Origin of the sequence: Streptomyces albireticuli (assembly GCF_021228125.1) — a bacterium.
Classification (GTDB): Bacteria; Actinomycetota; Actinomycetes; order Streptomycetales; family Streptomycetaceae; genus Streptomyces; species Streptomyces albireticuli.
Window position 1 is genome coordinate 43,004 of record NZ_JAJQQS010000020.1, and the last position, 16,799, is coordinate 59,802.

8 protein-coding genes are annotated in these 16,799 nt (G+C 73.6%); 6 read left to right on the forward strand and 2 right to left on the reverse strand.

What is annotated here, in order from left to right:
• Window positions 1-5: 5 nt before the first annotated feature.
• The gene (locus tag LUZ64_RS29745; protein ID WP_095579541.1) at window positions 6-914 is read right to left on the reverse strand and encodes a hypothetical protein; all 909 of its coding nucleotides are present in this window, start codon (window positions 912-914) and stop codon (window positions 6-8) included.
• 858 nt (window positions 915-1,772) lie between these two features.
• Between LUZ64_RS29745 and LUZ64_RS29750 the strand changes: the two genes are divergently transcribed.
• From LUZ64_RS29750 to LUZ64_RS29775, 6 genes are all read left to right on the forward strand, one after another.
• Complete coding sequence (locus LUZ64_RS29750; RefSeq protein WP_170116683.1) at window positions 1,773-2,573, forward strand: ribosome-inactivating family protein; 801 nt, start codon at window positions 1,773-1,775, stop codon at window positions 2,571-2,573.
• A gap of 38 nt (window positions 2,574-2,611) precedes the next feature.
• The gene (locus LUZ64_RS29755) at window positions 2,612-7,729 is read left to right on the forward strand and encodes a DUF6603 domain-containing protein (RefSeq protein ID WP_095579539.1); all 5,118 of its coding nucleotides are present in this window, start codon (window positions 2,612-2,614) and stop codon (window positions 7,727-7,729) included.
• Window positions 7,726-10,065 carry a hypothetical protein gene (locus LUZ64_RS29760; RefSeq protein ID WP_232390441.1) on the forward strand — a complete coding sequence of 780 codons (2,340 nt, stop codon included), beginning with the start codon at window positions 7,726-7,728 and terminating at the stop codon, window positions 10,063-10,065. The genes LUZ64_RS29755 and LUZ64_RS29760 overlap by 4 nt, the downstream gene beginning before the upstream one ends.
• Window positions 10,066-10,099: 34 nt before the next feature.
• Window positions 10,100-13,978 carry a hypothetical protein gene (locus tag LUZ64_RS37300; protein ID WP_269755753.1) on the forward strand — a complete coding sequence of 1,293 codons (3,879 nt, stop codon included), beginning with the start codon at window positions 10,100-10,102 and terminating at the stop codon, window positions 13,976-13,978.
• Window positions 13,975-15,483: a ricin-type beta-trefoil lectin domain protein gene (locus LUZ64_RS29770; RefSeq protein WP_095582677.1), complete on the forward strand. Its 1,509-nt coding sequence runs from the start codon at window positions 13,975-13,977 to the stop codon at window positions 15,481-15,483. The genes LUZ64_RS37300 and LUZ64_RS29770 overlap by 4 nt, the downstream gene beginning before the upstream one ends.
• A 193-nt stretch (window positions 15,484-15,676) precedes the next feature.
• On the forward strand, window positions 15,677-16,348 hold the full coding sequence (locus LUZ64_RS29775) for a DedA family protein (protein ID WP_095582678.1): 672 nt from the start codon (window positions 15,677-15,679) through the stop codon (window positions 16,346-16,348).
• A gap of 133 nt (window positions 16,349-16,481) precedes the next feature.
• On the opposite strand, the gene LUZ64_RS29780 is transcribed toward LUZ64_RS29775, so the two are convergent.
• The gene (locus LUZ64_RS29780; protein ID WP_087930780.1) at window positions 16,482-16,703 is read right to left on the reverse strand and encodes a response regulator transcription factor; all 222 of its coding nucleotides are present in this window, start codon (window positions 16,701-16,703) and stop codon (window positions 16,482-16,484) included.
• Between the last annotated feature and the right edge of the window lie 96 nt (window positions 16,704-16,799).

Below are 16,799 nucleotides of genomic sequence, written 5' to 3' on the forward strand. Positions count from 1 at the left end.
GGTCGTCAGGGCTGCTGGTCCACCTGGACGGGCGTGGAGGCCGAGGCGCGGTCGCCCACGCAGAAGGTCAGGGTCATGGGGTCCTTCGACGGCGGGGCGTTCTTGACGGCCTTCACCGCGACCCAGGCGACGGACGTCGAACCCGCTCCGGACAGCGCCGGATCGACGCCCTGGAAGGTGAGGGCCTGCCCGTGCGACCACGGGATCCCGTGGTAGGTCTTCTGGTTCCCGTGCTTGTCCTGGACGGTCAGCAGGTATCCGGGCCCGCCCTCGGCGAAGAACTGGAGCTCCTTCTGCCAGGGGAGCGCCACATAGACGTCCTGCGCGGAGACCGTCCCGTCGCTCCCGGCCGTCAGGACCACGCCCGGGTAGCCGACCGGATGGGCGTGATCGAGCGTCACGTCAGGCGGCCCTCCGGGAGCCACGGAGAAGGGGATGTGGTCCACGACGCGGACCGATGTGGACCCCGATGTCCGGTCGCCCACGCAGAAGGTCAGGTACGTGGCTCCCAGCCGGGCGTTGTCGGAAGCCTTCACCGACAGCCACGCCGTGGACGTCGATCCCTTCCCCGACAGGGCCGGGTCGACGTTCTCGAAGGTGAGGGCCCGGCCGTCCGACGACAGGATCCCGCGGTAGGTGGTCTGCCCCTTGGCGTTCATTACCGTCAGCAGGTAGTCGTTTCCGCCTTCGGATACGAACCGGAGGCCCTTGCCCCGGGGAAGGGCCACGTAGACGTCCTGCGACGGCACCTTGTCCGTGCCCGTCTGCTCCAGGAGCACTCCCGGGTACCCCGTCTCGCCGGCGGGTGTGAGCACCACCTCGGGCGGTCCTCCCGGGTTCACCGTGAACGGCGCGGTGGCCAGGGCGCCGGCGGGCGGCTGCGGGGCGAGCCCCGTGGTTTCGACAGCGGTCATAGCGGTTGTCCTTTCACTCCGGATGCAGGAATGAGGGAATCGATGATGCTCGGCGAAATTCGATGGGACGTGTTCGGCGGTCTCCCTGGGCGGGGGATTTGCCGGGTATTCGGTTGCGTTCACGAAGCGACCGCCGAACACGAGAGAAACGTACGGTCACCGGAAGGCGGGCGTCAAAGACGGGAATCGGCAAGGGCCGGTCAATGTGCCAGCTCCTCGGCGTTTCCGCGCCGGGCCGCGCGGTTTACCCGCACCGGCCCTCGAAATGCCCGCTGAGCTGCGGTGACGAGAGCCTCCGTCGTGAGCGGGCACGTGCGCAACGCGCGTTGACCCCAAGCGGCGTGCGATCTTCCGGTCTTTTCGCCGAGAGGTGAAGCGCCTGGTCCGGGGCGTGTGCACCACCGTTTACGCATGTCCGGCGCACCTAGGCCGGATACCGTCGGGGTTGTCACTTCGAGTGACTGCCGCCGGGTGTGTCGGGGTTTTCTGTAAGGAGTTTCCGCCGAATTGATTCCCGGTCGTTTATCAATACCGCCGCGAGGAGACGTGCGTCACCCCTGCGAACTCCTTCCGATTGATTTCCCGTGAATGTGTGCCGCGTCACTCCATCGGTATTCCGTGAGGTGTCGTCGCAGGTCGCACGGTGTGGCACGGCGCCGTCGGGAGTGGCGCGCCGGTCGGCAGGCTGATTTTCGGCGGCCGAAACGGACGTTCAGCGGAGCCCTCTATTTTGTTTAGGGTTCATCTATGTCCGGAAGGCGTCGCCGGCCCCTGGCGCATACTTGTCGGGCATACCCCCGATGTGACTTCATGAGCGGCCGGCGTATCGGCCGCACCTGGGGCGGGAGGGGTTTGTGCATGGCCCTGGTACAGGAAGACATCTTCGACAACGCATTGGACTTCAGTCCGGCGAGTGCCGCGGGGGCGAAACGGGTCAGCGAAATGCTGGTGTTCCTCCGTCAGCGGTACGCGACGTTCACGGCGGGGCAGGCCGGCGACGCGCGCTTCTTCAGGATCGGTGTCCGGCTGGATGCGGAGCGGACGGTCCAGCTCTACTTCCGGAAGCAGAACCTCTACCTGCGCGGCTGGACGCGTGACGGCGGCACGGACTTCATGGGCGCCTGGGACGACAAGGAGAGGAAACTCGACGACGCGGGCCGGGTGAGGCTGATCCCCGACGGCATGACCCTGCGGAAGGGCTCGGACTTCGTGCAGGCCGAGTACGGAAGCGGCGCGGACAAGGAAACCCTGTCGCGGGAGACGATGGAAGGCCGGCTGGCCAAGCTCCACGGCTACCTCGGGGACGTGGTCGCGGGCAGGGGCGGCGACACCGCGGGGGCCGAGGCCGCGCTGCACGTGATCGCCCGGATGACGGCGGAGATGGCACGGTTCGGCCTGTTCGCCAAGGCCTTCACACAGAAGTGGGCGGCGGGGCAGAAGCAGGACTACACCGTCACCGTCCAGCTCCAGTACTCCCCGGGGCAGTACAAGGACTACACCACTCCGCCTTTCCGGGACGCCATCCTGAAGTGGGCGAAGCTGACGAAGAAGTCGAACAGCGGGACGGACGACCTCAAGATCCTCGGCAAGGACGTCGTCCAGGTCGAAGCCGAAGCGATCATCGGCGGTGGCGCCAAGTGGCGCCCCGAAGCCGGCTGATGCCCCACCCCCTCCCTGCCGACAGAGCGGAGACCGGCATGAACGCACCGCACAGCGGTGGCCAGCCACTCGTTGACCTGGAAGCGTTGCGCGCCCACATCCTCACCCTGGGCTCCCCGCCCACCCTGATCTCCATCGACGAGGGGTTACCCGAGTCCTTACGGGACGCGCTCACCGCCTTCCCGCACGGCAGCCTCCAGGGCGCCGCGGGCTCCGGTCCCCCCGAGATCGACTCCGAGGGCACCCGGCTCACCCTTCCCCTGGTCATCGCCTCGCAGGAGTGGCCCGCCGGCACCACCATGGCCCTCGTCGCGACCGGCGTGACCGTGACCGTCACCGCCGAGGGCGCGACGACGCTCCTCCTCGACGCCGTCCACGACAAGACCGACGTGACCGCCACGGTCACCGCCGACGGGCCCGGCCGCCTCGCCGCCGCCGTACGGCCCGTCCAGCCCGGCGCCTACGCCGGAGCCCTCGAAACCCTCGGCCGCGCCTTCGCCGGCGACGCCGTCTGGGAAGCCACCGCCGCCGGTCTCCAGGAGTTCGCGCTCTCGCCCGACCAGGTCGCCGGGTTCGACTACCGGCTCGACCGGAAGGACGGGGCGTACACCGCGACGTCCATGGCCGTCGTCGCCGCCCTCGACCTCAAGGGGACCGGCGGAGCCACCGCCCTCGGCCTCGACATCTCCCTGTGGTTCCCCGACCTGCGCGTCACCGGCCGGCTGCGCGGCGGCGCCCCCGTCGACGTACGGGAGCTGCTCACCTCCTTCGGCATGCCCGTGGCCGAGGTGCCGGAAGGGCTCGGCAGCGCCGGGCTCAGCTTCGCGGCCGACCTCGGGGACGCCTACCTCGTCCGGGCGAAGCTCACCGGCTCCTGGGACATCGCGCCCGCGCTGACGCTGCGCGGCATCTCCCTCGACCTGTCCTACAGCCGCGAAGAGAAGTTCGTGGCCCGCTTCGGCGGGACCGTGGCGATCGGGCGGAACATCAGCATCGACGTCTCCGCCGCCCAGGTCGGCGGCGGTCAGGGCTGGTCCTTCTACGGCGGGCTCACCGCGGGCACCACCGTCGGCATCGGTGACGTCGTGACCGAGCTCGGCCTCACCGACGTACCGGGCCCCCTCGAGAGCATGACCCTCACCAGCCTCTGGGTCTCCCACACCACCGGCACCGGGCGCACCGAGTTCGTCTGCCAGGGCGATCTCGCGATCGCGGAGGGCCTCACCGCGTCCCTCGGCGTGGCCGTCACCCGGGATTCCAGCGGTACGCGCTACGGAGGCACCCTCGACGTCGACGGATTCCGCTTCGACCTCCTCTTCGACACCGCCGCGGGCGGCAAGGACGTCTTCGTCGCCACGTACCGGGCCTCCGGCGACGACCCGCTGCGTATCTCCCTGCGCGACTGGATCGCCGCCCTCTTCCCGGAAGCCGCGGACGGCGTCCCCGCCGATCTGAGCATCGCCCTCGACGGCGCCAAGTTCGCCCGCGTGAAACCCCCGGGCGGAGCCGCCCGCTTCTGCGTCGGGGTCGACCTCTCCGCCGCCCTCGACCTCTCCGCCCTCCCGCTCGTCGGCGAACACCTGCCCGCGGCCGGTGACCTGGGGATCGAGAACCTGCAGATCGTCTACAGCTCCGGCGACTTCGACGCCACCACCACGGCCGCGGTCAACCGCCTCCTCTCCACGGCCGGGGTCGGCCCGCTGCCCGCCGTCGGACTCAAGCCGGGGCCCGCCGCCCGCGCCGATCTGCGGCTGGGCCCGGCCGTCCTGGAGCTGTCCGCCGGCGTGTCCGCCCCGACGTCCCCGGGGAAGCCGCCCACCCGCGAGCTCCCCACCGCCGGCACGGACGGCGGCCTGCCCGCCGTGGTCTCCGCCGCGCCACCGCCCGCCGACCGCGGCGGCCTCTGGGTCGACGTGGGCCGCGCCTTCGGGCCCGTACAGATCCAGCGCATCGGGCTCTCCTACGACCACGGCAAGCTGTGGTTCATGTTCGACGGCTCCCTGGGCGCCGCCGGGCTCGACATCGCCGTGCAAGGGCTCGGCCTCGGCTTCGACCTCGGCGGCGACCCCCTGCTGCCGGAGCCCCGGCTCGACGGGCTGCTGGTCTCCTTCGAGCGGCCGCCGCTCCGGGTCGGCGGCGGGCTGATCACCCGCCGGCAGCCGGGCTACGACCTGATGGTGCAGGGCCAGCTCGCCATCGAGATGCCGACCTTCGGCGTCACCGCCGTCGGCGCCTACCAGCGCAAGACGGGCGGCGCGACGTCGATGTTCGTCTTCGGCCGGGCCACCGCCGCCTTCGGCGGCCCGCCGCCGTTCCGGGTGACCGGCGTGGCACTGGGCTTCGGCTACAACAGCTCGGTGCGCGTCCCCGCCCAGGACGAGGTCAGCACGTTCCCCTTCGTGGCCGGGCTCGACGGCGACCTGCCCGAGGACCCGATGCAGGCGCTCGCCCGGCTCACCGACGGGTCACCGCCCTGGGTCTCCGCCCGCGAGGGACAGATCTGGCTGGCCGGCGGGCTGGACTTCACGTCCTTCGAGTTCCTCCGCGCCCGGGTGCTGCTCCTCCTGGAGGCCGGCAACGACCTCACCATCGCCCTCCTGGGCCACGCCGTGGCGAGCTTCCCCAAGACCGGCAGGGCGTACGCCCGCATCGGCGTCGACCTGCGCGTGGTCTTCCAGTCGGCGCGCGGCGAACTCGCCGCCTCCGCACAGCTCGTCGACTCCTACGTCATCGACCCCTCGTGCGTCCTCACCGGCGGCTTCGCCTTCTCCTCGTGGTTCTCCCCGAGCCCGTACGCCGGTGACTTCGTCCTCACCGTCGGCGGCTACCACCCCGACTACAAACCGCAGAAACACTTCCCGGTCGTCCCCCGCCTCGGCTTCACCTGGTCCGTGGGCTCGGCCGTCTCCATCACCGGCGCCGCCTACTTCGCGCTGACCCCCAACGCCGTCATGGCCGGCGGCCTGCTCGACGTGCGCTACAACGCGGGCATCGTCGAGGCGTGGCTGACCGCGAAGGCCGACATCCTCATCCAGTGGGCGCCCCTGCACTTCCGGGCGGGCATCTCCGTCCGCGTCGGCGCCAAGGTCAAGCTGCTGTTCACGATCAGCGGCGAACTGGGCGCCTCGCTCGACCTCTGGGGCCCGCCCACCGGCGGCACGGTCACCGCGAAGTTCGTCTTCATCACCGTCACCGTGCGGTTCGGCGCCTCCCTGGCGGGCCCGCCGCCCCTGACCTGGAGTGAATTCCGCACCCAGCTCCTGCCGCCCGAGAAGCCGCTCACCGCCCACCCCCTCACCGGCCTGCTGACCGACTCCGACGCCGACCCCGAGCTGCGGGCCGCACGCGTCGAGGCCGGTGAGGAACCCTGGCTCGCCGACCCCTCAGGCTTCTCCTTCGCCGTCTCCACCGTCGTCCCCACGGCACGGGCGCGGTTCAACGAGCGCGAACCGGTCGGCCAGGGGACCGTCGACATCCGCCCCATGGGCGAGAAGGACATCGACGGCCTCCTGCACGTCACCGTCGCCTTCAGCGACACCCGGCGCGGACAGCGCGCGGAATGGCGCGCCGTGCCCGGCGAGGAGCTCTGGCGGGTCGAGGCCCAGCGCGGGAACGTGCCGTTCTCCCTCTGGGGCGACCCGGACGTCCCACAGAAGGACTCCCTCGGCCAGACGCCCCTGCTCGACCACGTCACCGGACTGCGCGTCACCGTGCCCGGCCCCAAGACCGTCGGCCAGGACCTCGGCCCCATCGCCGAGAGCGACCTCGCCCAGGAGTGGCTCGGCCCCGACGTCATGCTGCCCCTCGACCCCGCCGCCGTGCCCGGCGGCTCCCCCGTGCACCTGGCCGAGCCGGCCGGGGCGGGCGTCGGCGTCCTCGCCGACGAGCTCGCCACGCTCTCCGCCGGCACCGCCCGCACCCGGATGCACAGCGCCCTCGCCGGTCTGCTGCCCGGCATCCCGCTGCCCAACGGCACCGTGAGCGCGTACGCCGACGGGGCCCGCGCCCTCGGCCTCGACGCCGACCCGCTGCTGCTCACCGAGGACCCGGCACCGCCGCACCCCGACCCCGTCCTCCTCGTCCTCGACGACACCACCGGGCAGATCCTCACCGTCGACCCGCTCACCACGGCCGTCATCGGCCGGGTCCCGGTCGGCCGCCCCGGCCCGTACCTCGCCGTCACCTCCGCGGACGGCGCGAGCCTCTACGCGACCGGCCCCGACGGACAGGAGATCGCCGTCATCGACACCGTCGCCCAGCGGGCGAGGCCGCCGCGCGGCGGCATCACCCTCGGCGGCCGGCCCACCGTCCTCGCGGTCCGGCGCGACGCCACCCGGGCGGTCGTCGCCTGCCCGGCGCCCTTTGCCGCGGCCTCCGTCGACCTCACCGGGGACACCCCACCGGTGCACACCCGCGTCGACCACCAGGACGTACGCAACTTCGGCGGCATCGCCGTCGACGTCGAGGCGGGGCGCCTTTACGTCAACGCCAACGACGCCAGCAGCACCGTCACCTACGACACGGCGTCCGGCGAACTCCGGGGCAAGGTCTGGGGACCCGCGACACCCACCTTCGTCACCCCGGGCGAACCGGGCCGGGTGTACGTCTACGGGGCCGCCGCCGGCAGCAACGGCCAGGTGCAGGTGATGCCGGTGCCGACCAGCGGTGCCACATACACGCCGTACAACTTCACCGCGAGCGGCACGGCGCTGGCCATGCTGACCACCTCCGCCCGGCGGGCCGTCGTCCTGCGCGCCGTGGGCGACACCGGTCATGTCGTCACCCTCTACGAGCGGCAGGGCTCCCCGCCCGTCACCGTCATGGAGTCCGAGGTCGCCCTGGGCGCGGCCCCGCTCGGCCTCGCCCTGGACCCCCGCGACCGGGCCTGGGTGCGGCACGCGGCCGCCGTGTCCGTCGTGGCCGGCGGCGCGCTGCTCGCCGAACTCCCCCTCGGCGCCGCGCCGCTGTCCCTCACCTTCACCCCCGACGCCGGCCGGGCGTTCATCGCCTGCGACGACGCGACCGTCGCCGTCGTCGACCTCGGCGCCGACGGGCCGGCCCTCACCGGGCGCTGGCAGCTGCCGCCCGGCACCCTCGCCTCCGCCGCCCTGTTCACCACCTTCTCCGCCACCGCCTCGGAAGGGGCCGCACGATGACGGACCAGCTCGACGCCCCCGTCCGGACCGCCGACCCGGGCTTCGTCCTGCACTTCCGGGACAACCGCGAACCCGCCATCGACGCCGGAATGTACCGCGTCCACGCCGAGCAGACCCTGCCCGGCGTGGACACCGGCGACTACCTCACGCCCGTCGAGGAGACCTTCGAGGTCCGGGCCCCGCAGTTCGCGCTCGCCGACGACCAGGTGCACGCCGTCAACCCCGCGCCCGGCACCCACGCCGACCACTCCAAGACCCTCGCCCACCTCACCCTGGCCAACCCGCTGCTGCCCTGGATGCGCCGCCTGGACGAACCCGGCGTCCGGGAGGCCGCGCCCGCCGAACCCTGGCTCGCCCTGCTGGTGTTCGCCGAGGGCGAGCTACCCGCCGACCCCCGGTCCGACGCCCTGACCGTGACCCGGACCGCCGAGGAACTCCTCACCGCCGAGGGCGTACGGCACCCCCGCATCGCCCCCTCGCAGATCGAGGGCGACCCGACCGCACCGTGCCGGACCGTGGACATCCCCGGCGACGTCTTCGCCACCGTCGTGCCCCGCACCGAGGAGCTCCGGCACCTCCTGCACGTCCGCGACGTCACCACCGACACCGGCCTGCGCGGCGAACAGCTCGCCGAGGGCGCGTACGCCGTCGTCGTCTCCTCCCGGCTGCCCGACCGGGCCGTCCAGGCGCGGTACGCCGCCCACCTCGTCGCCCTGGAGGGCTGCCGGTCGATCCTCGCCGACGCCGACGCGGGCCGGCTCACCCACGACGTCACCGTCCGCCTCGCCGCGCTGCGCAGCTGGTCCTTCACCAGCGACCCGGCCCCCGGCGGCGGATTCGCCGGCCGGGTGCGCCACTTCCTCTTCGACGCGACCGGCGCGGAGCGCGACCTGCTGCTGCGCCTGCCCGAGCCCCCGGCCGGCGACGGCTCCGACGAGGCCCGCGCGACCGCCCTCGCCCGACTGGCCTCCGGCCGGGTGCCGCTGCCCCACCGGCTGGAGACCGGCGAGGACACCTACGCCTGGTACCGGGGGCCGCTCACCGCCGAACCCGCCCAGAAGCTCCCCGACACCCCGGAACCCGGCTGGACCAGCGCCGCACAGCTCATGGTCTACGAGCGGGCCTGGGGACTCTTCGACGCGGGCTGGGGCGCGGCCTGGACGCTCGGCCGGGCCCTCGCGCTCGCCGACGCCGACTTCGCCGCGACCCTGTCCGCCTGGCACGCCAAGGCCCGCGCCCGCGCGGCCGCCCTGGCCCAGCGGCTCGCCGCGCCCGGCCTCGGCGCCCCGGCCTCGGCGCGCGACACCGCCGCCTTCCACGCCCGGGCCCTGGGCCCGCGCCCCTTCGGCAGCCTGCTGGAGGAGCTCGCGGCCGACGGAACCGCCGCCCGCCTCCTGCGCGCGGCCACCCACCCCGCCGTCGCCCGGCCCCTCCCACCACCCCCCGACCCCGCCCGGCACGTCCCGACCGCCGGGCGCCGGGGCGCGGGCCGGGCCGCCCGTACCGCCGCCCTCCTCGCGGACCCGCCCACCGCGCTGCGCATCGCGCTCGCCGGCCACCTCGCCGAGGACGCCGAACCGGTCACCGCCTGGCTCCGCGAGCTGCGCCTGCTGCGCAACCTCCCCTTCCCCGCCCTCGTCCCCGACGAGAGCGCCCTGCCCGCCGAGTCCCTGCGCGTGTTCTACGTCGACCCCGGCTGGCTCACCGCCCTCGTCTCCGGCGCCGCCGGCATCGCGATCACCGGTGAACTCGACACCGCCGTCGCCCGGATCGCCGCCCCCTGGGCGCGCGGCGACGAGGCCGTCACCCCGCGCGCCGGCGTCCTCATCCGCTCCGCGCTCGTCCGGGAGTGCCCCGGCCTCCTCGTCCGCCCCTACGAGGGCCACGGCGCCGGCCGGAAGCCCATCGCCGTGCTGCGCCAGGACACCCTCGGTCCCGACGTGCTCCTCGTCCTGTTCGAGCGGGTGCCCGACGAGATCGAGCTGGCCGAACCCCCGGAGGGGCTCTCCTTCGGCATCGACACCGACCGGGAGGGCCGCCGCACGATCAACCTGCGGCGCGTCGACGCCCCCGTCGCCCGGGAGATCACCGACGAGGCGTTCCCGAACCCCCCGGGCCCCGACGGGCTCGACGCCCACCTGCGCCCCGACCCGGCCGGCCGCCCCGCCGTCCTCGACCTGCGGCCCTCCGCCGAGGCCGGGCTGCTGCGCGCGCTCGGCGCCCGGCTGACCGCCCTCGGCCAGCAGGCCGCCGCGGACTTCGGCCCCGCCGGGCTCGCCACGCAGCTCGTCAACGCGCCCCTCCGCCAGCTCATCACCCGCGAGCCGGCCCGATGACCGCACACCCTCCACGGAAAGGCAGGAAGGCGCAGTGACGGAAACCCCAGCGGCGGCACCACAGCCGCTCGTCGTCCCCATGCGGATCGAGGCCCTGGCCGTCAACGAACGGGTGCGCCTGGCGGAGGTCTTCCAGCGCTGGCAGGCCAACTACGCCCTCACCCGGCTGAACCTGTCGCCCGAACCGCCCGCGTTCTCCAACACGGACACCGCCTTCAACTCCGACCCCGCGCGCGAAGGCGTCTACCTGCACTGGCAGCTTCCCGAGGCCCTCACCCACGGCGTCGACACGGACGGCGACGGCGTCCCCGTCTTCCCGCTCGTCCCCAACCGGTGGCTGGTCGTCCGGCAGGCGGTCGCCACGGGGTCCGGTGAGCGCACCGACACCGGCTGGATCGTCGAGAGCGACCACCTCGACGCGGCCCTCGGTACCAGCCCCTACATGGACCGCGACGGGCGCCTCACCCGCATCGGGCGCCGCGTCGACCTGGCCACGGGGGAGTGGAGCGAGCCCGGCACTCCCGGCGGGCTGTTCCTCACCGCCGTCGGTCCCGGCCTGCCCACGTTCGCGGCCTACCAGCCGTACAACACCGACGTGTTCTCCGTGCACGACCGCACCGACGACCTCGACCCGCGGACCGCGTGGCAGCTGAACTACCTCGTCGCCGGCTGGTACGGCGACCCCGCGGCCGACCCGCTGGCCGGCGACCCCACCGCCCGGATGGCCGCCCTCCGGTGGGCCGCCGAGGGCACCGCCCCGGACACCGCCCGCACGGTCTGCCACGGCACCGTCCTCGACCTCGCCTGGCAGCGCCAGGGCAGCCCGATGCCCGCCTCCGACCGGCCCGACTACGTCACCATCGGCGTCGGCAACAACACCGAACACGCCACCAAGGCCGTCGAGGAGCACGCCGGCCGCCGGTCCGGCGCCCCGCCGGAGCTCGCCGCGCTCCTCTCCGCCGTCCACTCCGGAGTGCTCGACCTGCTGGAGGAGCCCGACGGGCAGTTCCAGGCCGAACGCGCCCTCCACGCCTCCTGGTTCACCCCCACCCACGCGGGCTACACCTGGGTCCTGGAGGACGTGCCGCCGGAGGCCCCCGCCCGGGGCGCGCGGCGCCGGACCCGTACCGCCAGGACCGCGTACGCCGAGGTCCTGGCCCGGCTCAACACCGCGCAGGCCGCCCACGACGCCGCCGTCCAGGACCTGATCGCCGCGCAGCGCAGGCTCTACGACCTGTGGTGGGCCGCCAACCTGCCCAAGGTCCCCGAGGCCCCCGGCGAACCCGCCGGCGCCTACCGCGACCGGCTCGACGAGCTGGTGCGGACCGCGACCGCGACGGCCGAGGCCGCGCGCGACACCGTCGCGACCCTGCGCGCCGCGATCCCCTGGGCCATGTCACCGGACGACCTCGCCGAAGCAGTCCGCGCCTACCAGGAGGCCCACGGGCTGCCCGTCGCCCAGGTCGTCCTCAAACGCGACGTCCTGCCCGGCTTCCAGCTGCCCAACGACCCCGTCGTCGTCATCCGCGGCACCAAGGACCGGCCCCTCCCGCCCGACCCCGAGCAGCCCACCACTCCCGACCTCTACACCGTGCCCGAGGGCGCCTACAGCGAAGAGGAGGAGGACGAGGACCCGCCGCTCGCCTGCCGCTGGCCGGCCGCGCTCGTCACCGGCGTACGGGTCGCCGGCGCCACCGTCACCGCGCCCCAGGCGAACACCCCCGCGCCTCCCCACCTGCCCGCGCCCGACGGCCTGGCCGGAGTGCTCGCCGCGCTGCTGCGGGAGCTCCTCCACCTCGCCCCCTCCAACGCCCGCGCCCTCGCCCGGGCCGCCGGCTACCAGGGCGACGTCACGGCGCTCGCCGAGGCCATGCGCGCCCCGGAGGAGAACGCCGTCGGCACCCCGGGCGCGTTCACCGCGCCCTGGCGCCAGCCCTGGTCGCCGCTGTTCTTCGAGTGGAAGGTCGACTACTTCCCCATCGAGTGGCAGGGCGACCCCGGCGGCGCGGGCGCCGGGCGCGCCAACTGGAGCTTCGACGGGAACTCCTACCGCTGGCTCGGCACCGGCGCCCACCCGGTCCCCGTCAGCCTGCGCGGCCGCCAGTTCCTCACGCCCACCCCCGGGAAGACCACGGCCGCGGCGCTGCGCCAGTACGCCCGCACCCACCCGGGACCGGCCGCGGGCGCCCTGCGCGCCCTGGCCCGGCAGGCCGACGACGCCGATCTGTTCGCCCAGCCGCTCGTCGGCTTCACCGAGCAGCTCACGGCGCGTGGCCACACCCCGGCCTCGCTCAACCCGCACTCCCGGCTCTCACCGGGCCTGCGCACCGCGCTCACCGAGGCGGCCGCCCGCACCCTGCCGCCCGACCCCGGCGCCCGGCCGCGCCCCTTCACCGGCTGGAACGCCTCCCTCTACCAGCCGCTGCGGGCCGGGCAGTTCGCCTTCGAGCGGCTCGCCGTGATCGACCGCTTCGGGCACACCCTCCCGGCGATCTTCCCGGACCCGCGGGCCCTGATGTTCGCGGCCGGCAACGAACCCGGCGACGTCATCGGCGTCGGCGTCCCCGCCCGCCGCTTCGCCCCCGAGCTCCCCGAGGAGCTCACCCCCTCGCTCCGGAACCCGGCCGCCCCCGCCGAGGGGCACCACACCATCAACCCGCCCACCTGGTACCGCTTCACCCAGCTCACCCCGCGCCTGGTCCAGCCGGCCCGCGCCGGGTTCACCCTGCTCGACGCCCTGGACGACCTCAACCCGCTCACCACGTCGAGCGACCCGGACACCACGGCCGTCGCGGCCTGGCTCGTCCCCGGCTACCTGGACCGTGCGCTGTACGCCTACGCGCCCGACGGCGCCCCGCTCGGCGAGCTGCGCACCACGCTCCCGCCCGACGGCGTCACCCGGGCCACCTGGCACCCGCTGCCGTACTCCCGCTACCGCACGATCGGCGAACTGCGCGACGCCTACCCGCACCTGCACGACTTCCTGGTGGCCCTGACCGCCCCCGACCGGGGTCCGGCCGCCCTGCGCGCCCTCCTCACGGTCATCGACCGCACCCTCTCCACGACGGCGCCGCTCGGCGACGCCACTCCGCCGCACACCCCGAGCGTGCTGCTCGGCCGCCCGCTCGCGCTTCTGCGCGTCCGCCTCGGCATCGACCTGGACGGCCCGCCGTACGCCGACCCCGCCTGGCGGAACCTGCGCGAGGGGACGCCGCCCGGCTACCCCTCCTACCGCTGGCCGGTCCGGCTCGGCGAGCGCGACGAACTCGCGGACGGCCTCGTCGGCTACTTCCACGGCGACCACCGCGCCACCGACTACCGGCTGCTGCACACCGTGCTCGACACCCCCGAGCTCCCCGACGAGGCCCGCGACTACTTCGCCCCGATCGGCACCGGCGCCTCCCTCACCCTGCCCGCCCGGCCGCCGGGCAGCGACCCCGACCACCGGGACGCGGCCTACCTCACCCTGCTCGCGGACCCGCGCGGCACCGTGCACGCCACCACCGACATCCTCCCCACGGCGGAGGTGCGGCTGCCCGCCCGGCTCGTCGAGCCCCCGCTCGCCGAGCTCCCGGTGTCCTTCCGGCTGGGCCCGCTGCCCACCACCCCGTACGCGCCCGAACCGGACCCCGCGGGCAACGGCGGCCGCGCCGTCCAGCCGCCCGCGCTCCAGCTGCCCCGGCCCTCCGACCGGCACGGCACCTGGACCTGGGTGGAGAGCGCCACCGGCGATCAGTGGACCGAGGCCGGCACCCACGCCACCGACGGCGAGGCGCACCACCCGCACCCCGTCCCCGCCCTGCGCACCGGCCGCCTCACCCTGCGCCCCACCCGTGCCGACGAGACCGCCGCCGAGCCCGCTGACGAGACCGCCGCCGAGACCGCGGCCCAGACCCAAGGAGACCGCCGATGACCGACGCGCCCCGAGCGGACCAGGCCACCCTGCTCACCTACGCCCTGACGACCGTCCCCAACCCGCTCACCACCAGCCCGCCGGACGTCAAGCCGGGCAACGAGGACGAGAACTCCTACGCCGACATCGACCTCGTCATCTCCAACAGCGGCAGCACCCCCGTACGGTGCAGCAAGATCGCCATCGTGCTGCCGGTCGGCACCCTCGCCCAGGACCTGGCGCTCACGGGCGAGGGTATCTCCGCCTACGTCGAGCCCGACTCGGGCTGGACCGTCGTCGACGTCCAGTCGGACGTCCTGCTCGCGGTGCCGACGGCGGAGACCGCGGTGTTCCCGGCGGCCGGTGCGGAAGGCTCCTCGAAGGTGCGGTTCAGTCTCGCGCCGCAGAGCGGGGAGAGCGAGGTCACCGTCGACGGGCTGTACCTCACGCTCCGCCGGATCATGGTCAGCGACAAGGCGGGCGTCGCCCGGATCGGGATCGAGGAGTGGGCGACGCAGGAGGGGCCGATCCCCGGTACTCCCAGCACCACGACCCTGGACGTCGCGAAGTTCCCCTTCCGCAGCGGGGCCGACCCGGCCCCCGGCATCGGCCGCGCCCTCGTCGCGCTCACGAGCCAGGGCGGCCCGCCGGCCACCCGCGTCGCCGCGAACGCGCCGGTCCGCCTGGAATGGCACCACCTCCGGGGCGACAGTCACGAGCTGTACATGGACGGCAGCCGCGTCACCGACGCCGGGATCGCGGGCGGCAGCAAGTACGACGTCCCGGCCGACACCGTGCGGCGCGACACGGCGTTCGCCCTGAAGACGGTCACGCCCACCCCGGACGGCGGCTTCGTGGTGCGCTGGGACCACCTGACCGTGTGCGTCACGGACCAGACGCTGGACGCGCTGACGGTGAGCGGGGCCTTCCAGGCGAACGGCAGCCTGACGACGGGCAGCGCCGGTGAGACGAAGTTCAACCACCCGGTCTCCGTCCTGAACGCCAAGAAGCTCACCGCGACCGGCGAACTGCGCGTCGACGGGAACGCCTCGGTCGGCGGCACCGTGGGGATCACCGGGAAGCTGACGGCGGACGGGGACGTCCAGGTCAACAAGACGTTCAAGACGGGCACCGCCGGGGAGTCCGTCTTCTACCACAACGTCACGGTCTATACGCCTGCCAAGCTGATCGTCGGCAAGGACATGCAGGTCAACGGCAGCGTCACCGGGACCCTCAAGGTCACGGGCGCGGTGAACGCCGGTGGCGACATCACCCGGGGCGGCAAGGGGGTGCTCGCCCACTACGACACGATCAGCATGAGCAATACGGAGAAGGGGGGCTATCTCTACGCGCCGGTCATGGACTATGACGGTGACCGCGGGTACATCTTCCGCTGGAAGCCGGGCGGTCCGGTCAGCAACGGCTACTGGAAGATCGAGCGGAACCGTACGACCGCCGAGGCGGCCCCGGACCTCCCCTCCGCCGAGGACACCCCCGCCGCCACGGAGCCCCCGGCCGGGGGGTGAGCCGTATCCGTGTGGTCACGGTGAGTGTTCGGTTCCGCCCGCAAGGTCACCGTACCGACTTGTGACCGAACCGTCGCCACCACGATCGCAACCCACGCGCCACTGAGGGAGTCCTCCCCTCCAGTAGGCTTCCCGGCGTGCGTCCCCGAGGGGCGCGCGCCGGGCAGAGGTCGTCAATCGGGAGGAACCGGCGTTGCACATCCAGGAATGGCTAGAGACAGTACCGGCGGTCGCCGTCTACCTTCTGGTGGGCGGGGTCATCGGACTGGAGAGCCTGGGCATCCCGCTCCCCGGTGAGATCGTCCTCGTCAGCGCCACGCTGCTGGCCGCCACGCAGGACCACATCAACCCCTACGTGCTCGGCGCGTGCGCCATCGCCGGCGCGATCATCGGTGACTCGATCGGCTATCTGATCGGCCGCAAGGGCGGCAAGCCGCTGCTGGAGTGGCTCGGCCGGAAGTTCCCCAAGCACTTCGGCCCGCACCACGTGGCCACCGCCGAGCGCTCCTTCCAGAAGTGGGGCATGTGGGCGGTCTTCGTCGGCCGCTTCATCGCCCTGCTGCGGATCTTCGCCGGCCCGCTGGCCGGTGTGCTGAAGATGCCGTACTGGAAGTTCCTCATCGCCAACGTCCTGGGCGGCATCGTCTGGGCCGGCGGCACCGTCGCGGTGATCTACAGCGTCGGCAAGGTCGCCGAGGAGTGGCTGAAGAAGTTCTCCTGGCTCGGCCTGGTCGCCGCCGTGCTGTTCGGCCTGGGCTCGTTCGTCGTCATGCGGGTCAAGGCCAAGAAGGCCGCCCGGGCCGCCGAGGCCGAGGCCGCGGTCGCCCCGCGTCCGGAGACCGAGGCGGTCGCCGCCGCCGAGTGACGGCGGAGCGCGGTCGTCCGGCCGTAGGAGAAGGCCCCCGGGTCTCCCACGTGGGAGACCCGGGGGCCTTCTCGTGTGCGGGCGTGTACGTGGGTCCGTGAGCGGGCTCGTATGCGGGAGAGGAAGCTCCGGTTCAGCCGTTCGCCTGGGTGATGCTCAGCCGGACCAGGTCGGCGAGGGTCGGTGCCGAGCGCTTGGCCCGGATGCGCCGGGTGTACGTGCCCACGGTGTGCACGCTGATGCCGAGCCGCCTTGCGATCTGGTGGTAGGTCAGACCGGCGCCGATGTGCGCCAGCACCTCGCGCTCGCGGGGTGACAGGCTGGGCGGCCCGCTCTGCGCGGTGTGGCCGGGCATCATCTCTCTCCATGGGTGTGGGGGTGGAGCCGGCGCGCCGTGCCGGGCGGCCCGCCCGGCTTGTGGCCCGGCCCGGCCGTGTGCACAGCGCAATCC

Coding starts and splice junctions, on each gene's coding strand:
- LUZ64_RS29745 (WP_095579541.1), bottom strand. CDS start 914: ATGACCGCTGTCGAAACCACGGGGCTCGCCCCGCAGCCGCCCGCCGGC.
- LUZ64_RS29750 (WP_170116683.1), top strand. CDS start 1,773: ATGGCCCTGGTACAGGAAGACATCTTCGACAACGCATTGGACTTCAGT.
- LUZ64_RS29755 (WP_095579539.1), top strand. CDS start 2,612: ATGAACGCACCGCACAGCGGTGGCCAGCCACTCGTTGACCTGGAAGCG.
- LUZ64_RS29760 (WP_232390441.1), top strand. CDS start 7,726: ATGACGGACCAGCTCGACGCCCCCGTCCGGACCGCCGACCCGGGCTTC.
- LUZ64_RS29770 (WP_095582677.1), top strand. CDS start 13,975: ATGACCGACGCGCCCCGAGCGGACCAGGCCACCCTGCTCACCTACGCC.
- LUZ64_RS29780 (WP_087930780.1), bottom strand. CDS start 16,703: ATGCCCGGCCACACCGCGCAGAGCGGGCCGCCCAGCCTGTCACCCCGC.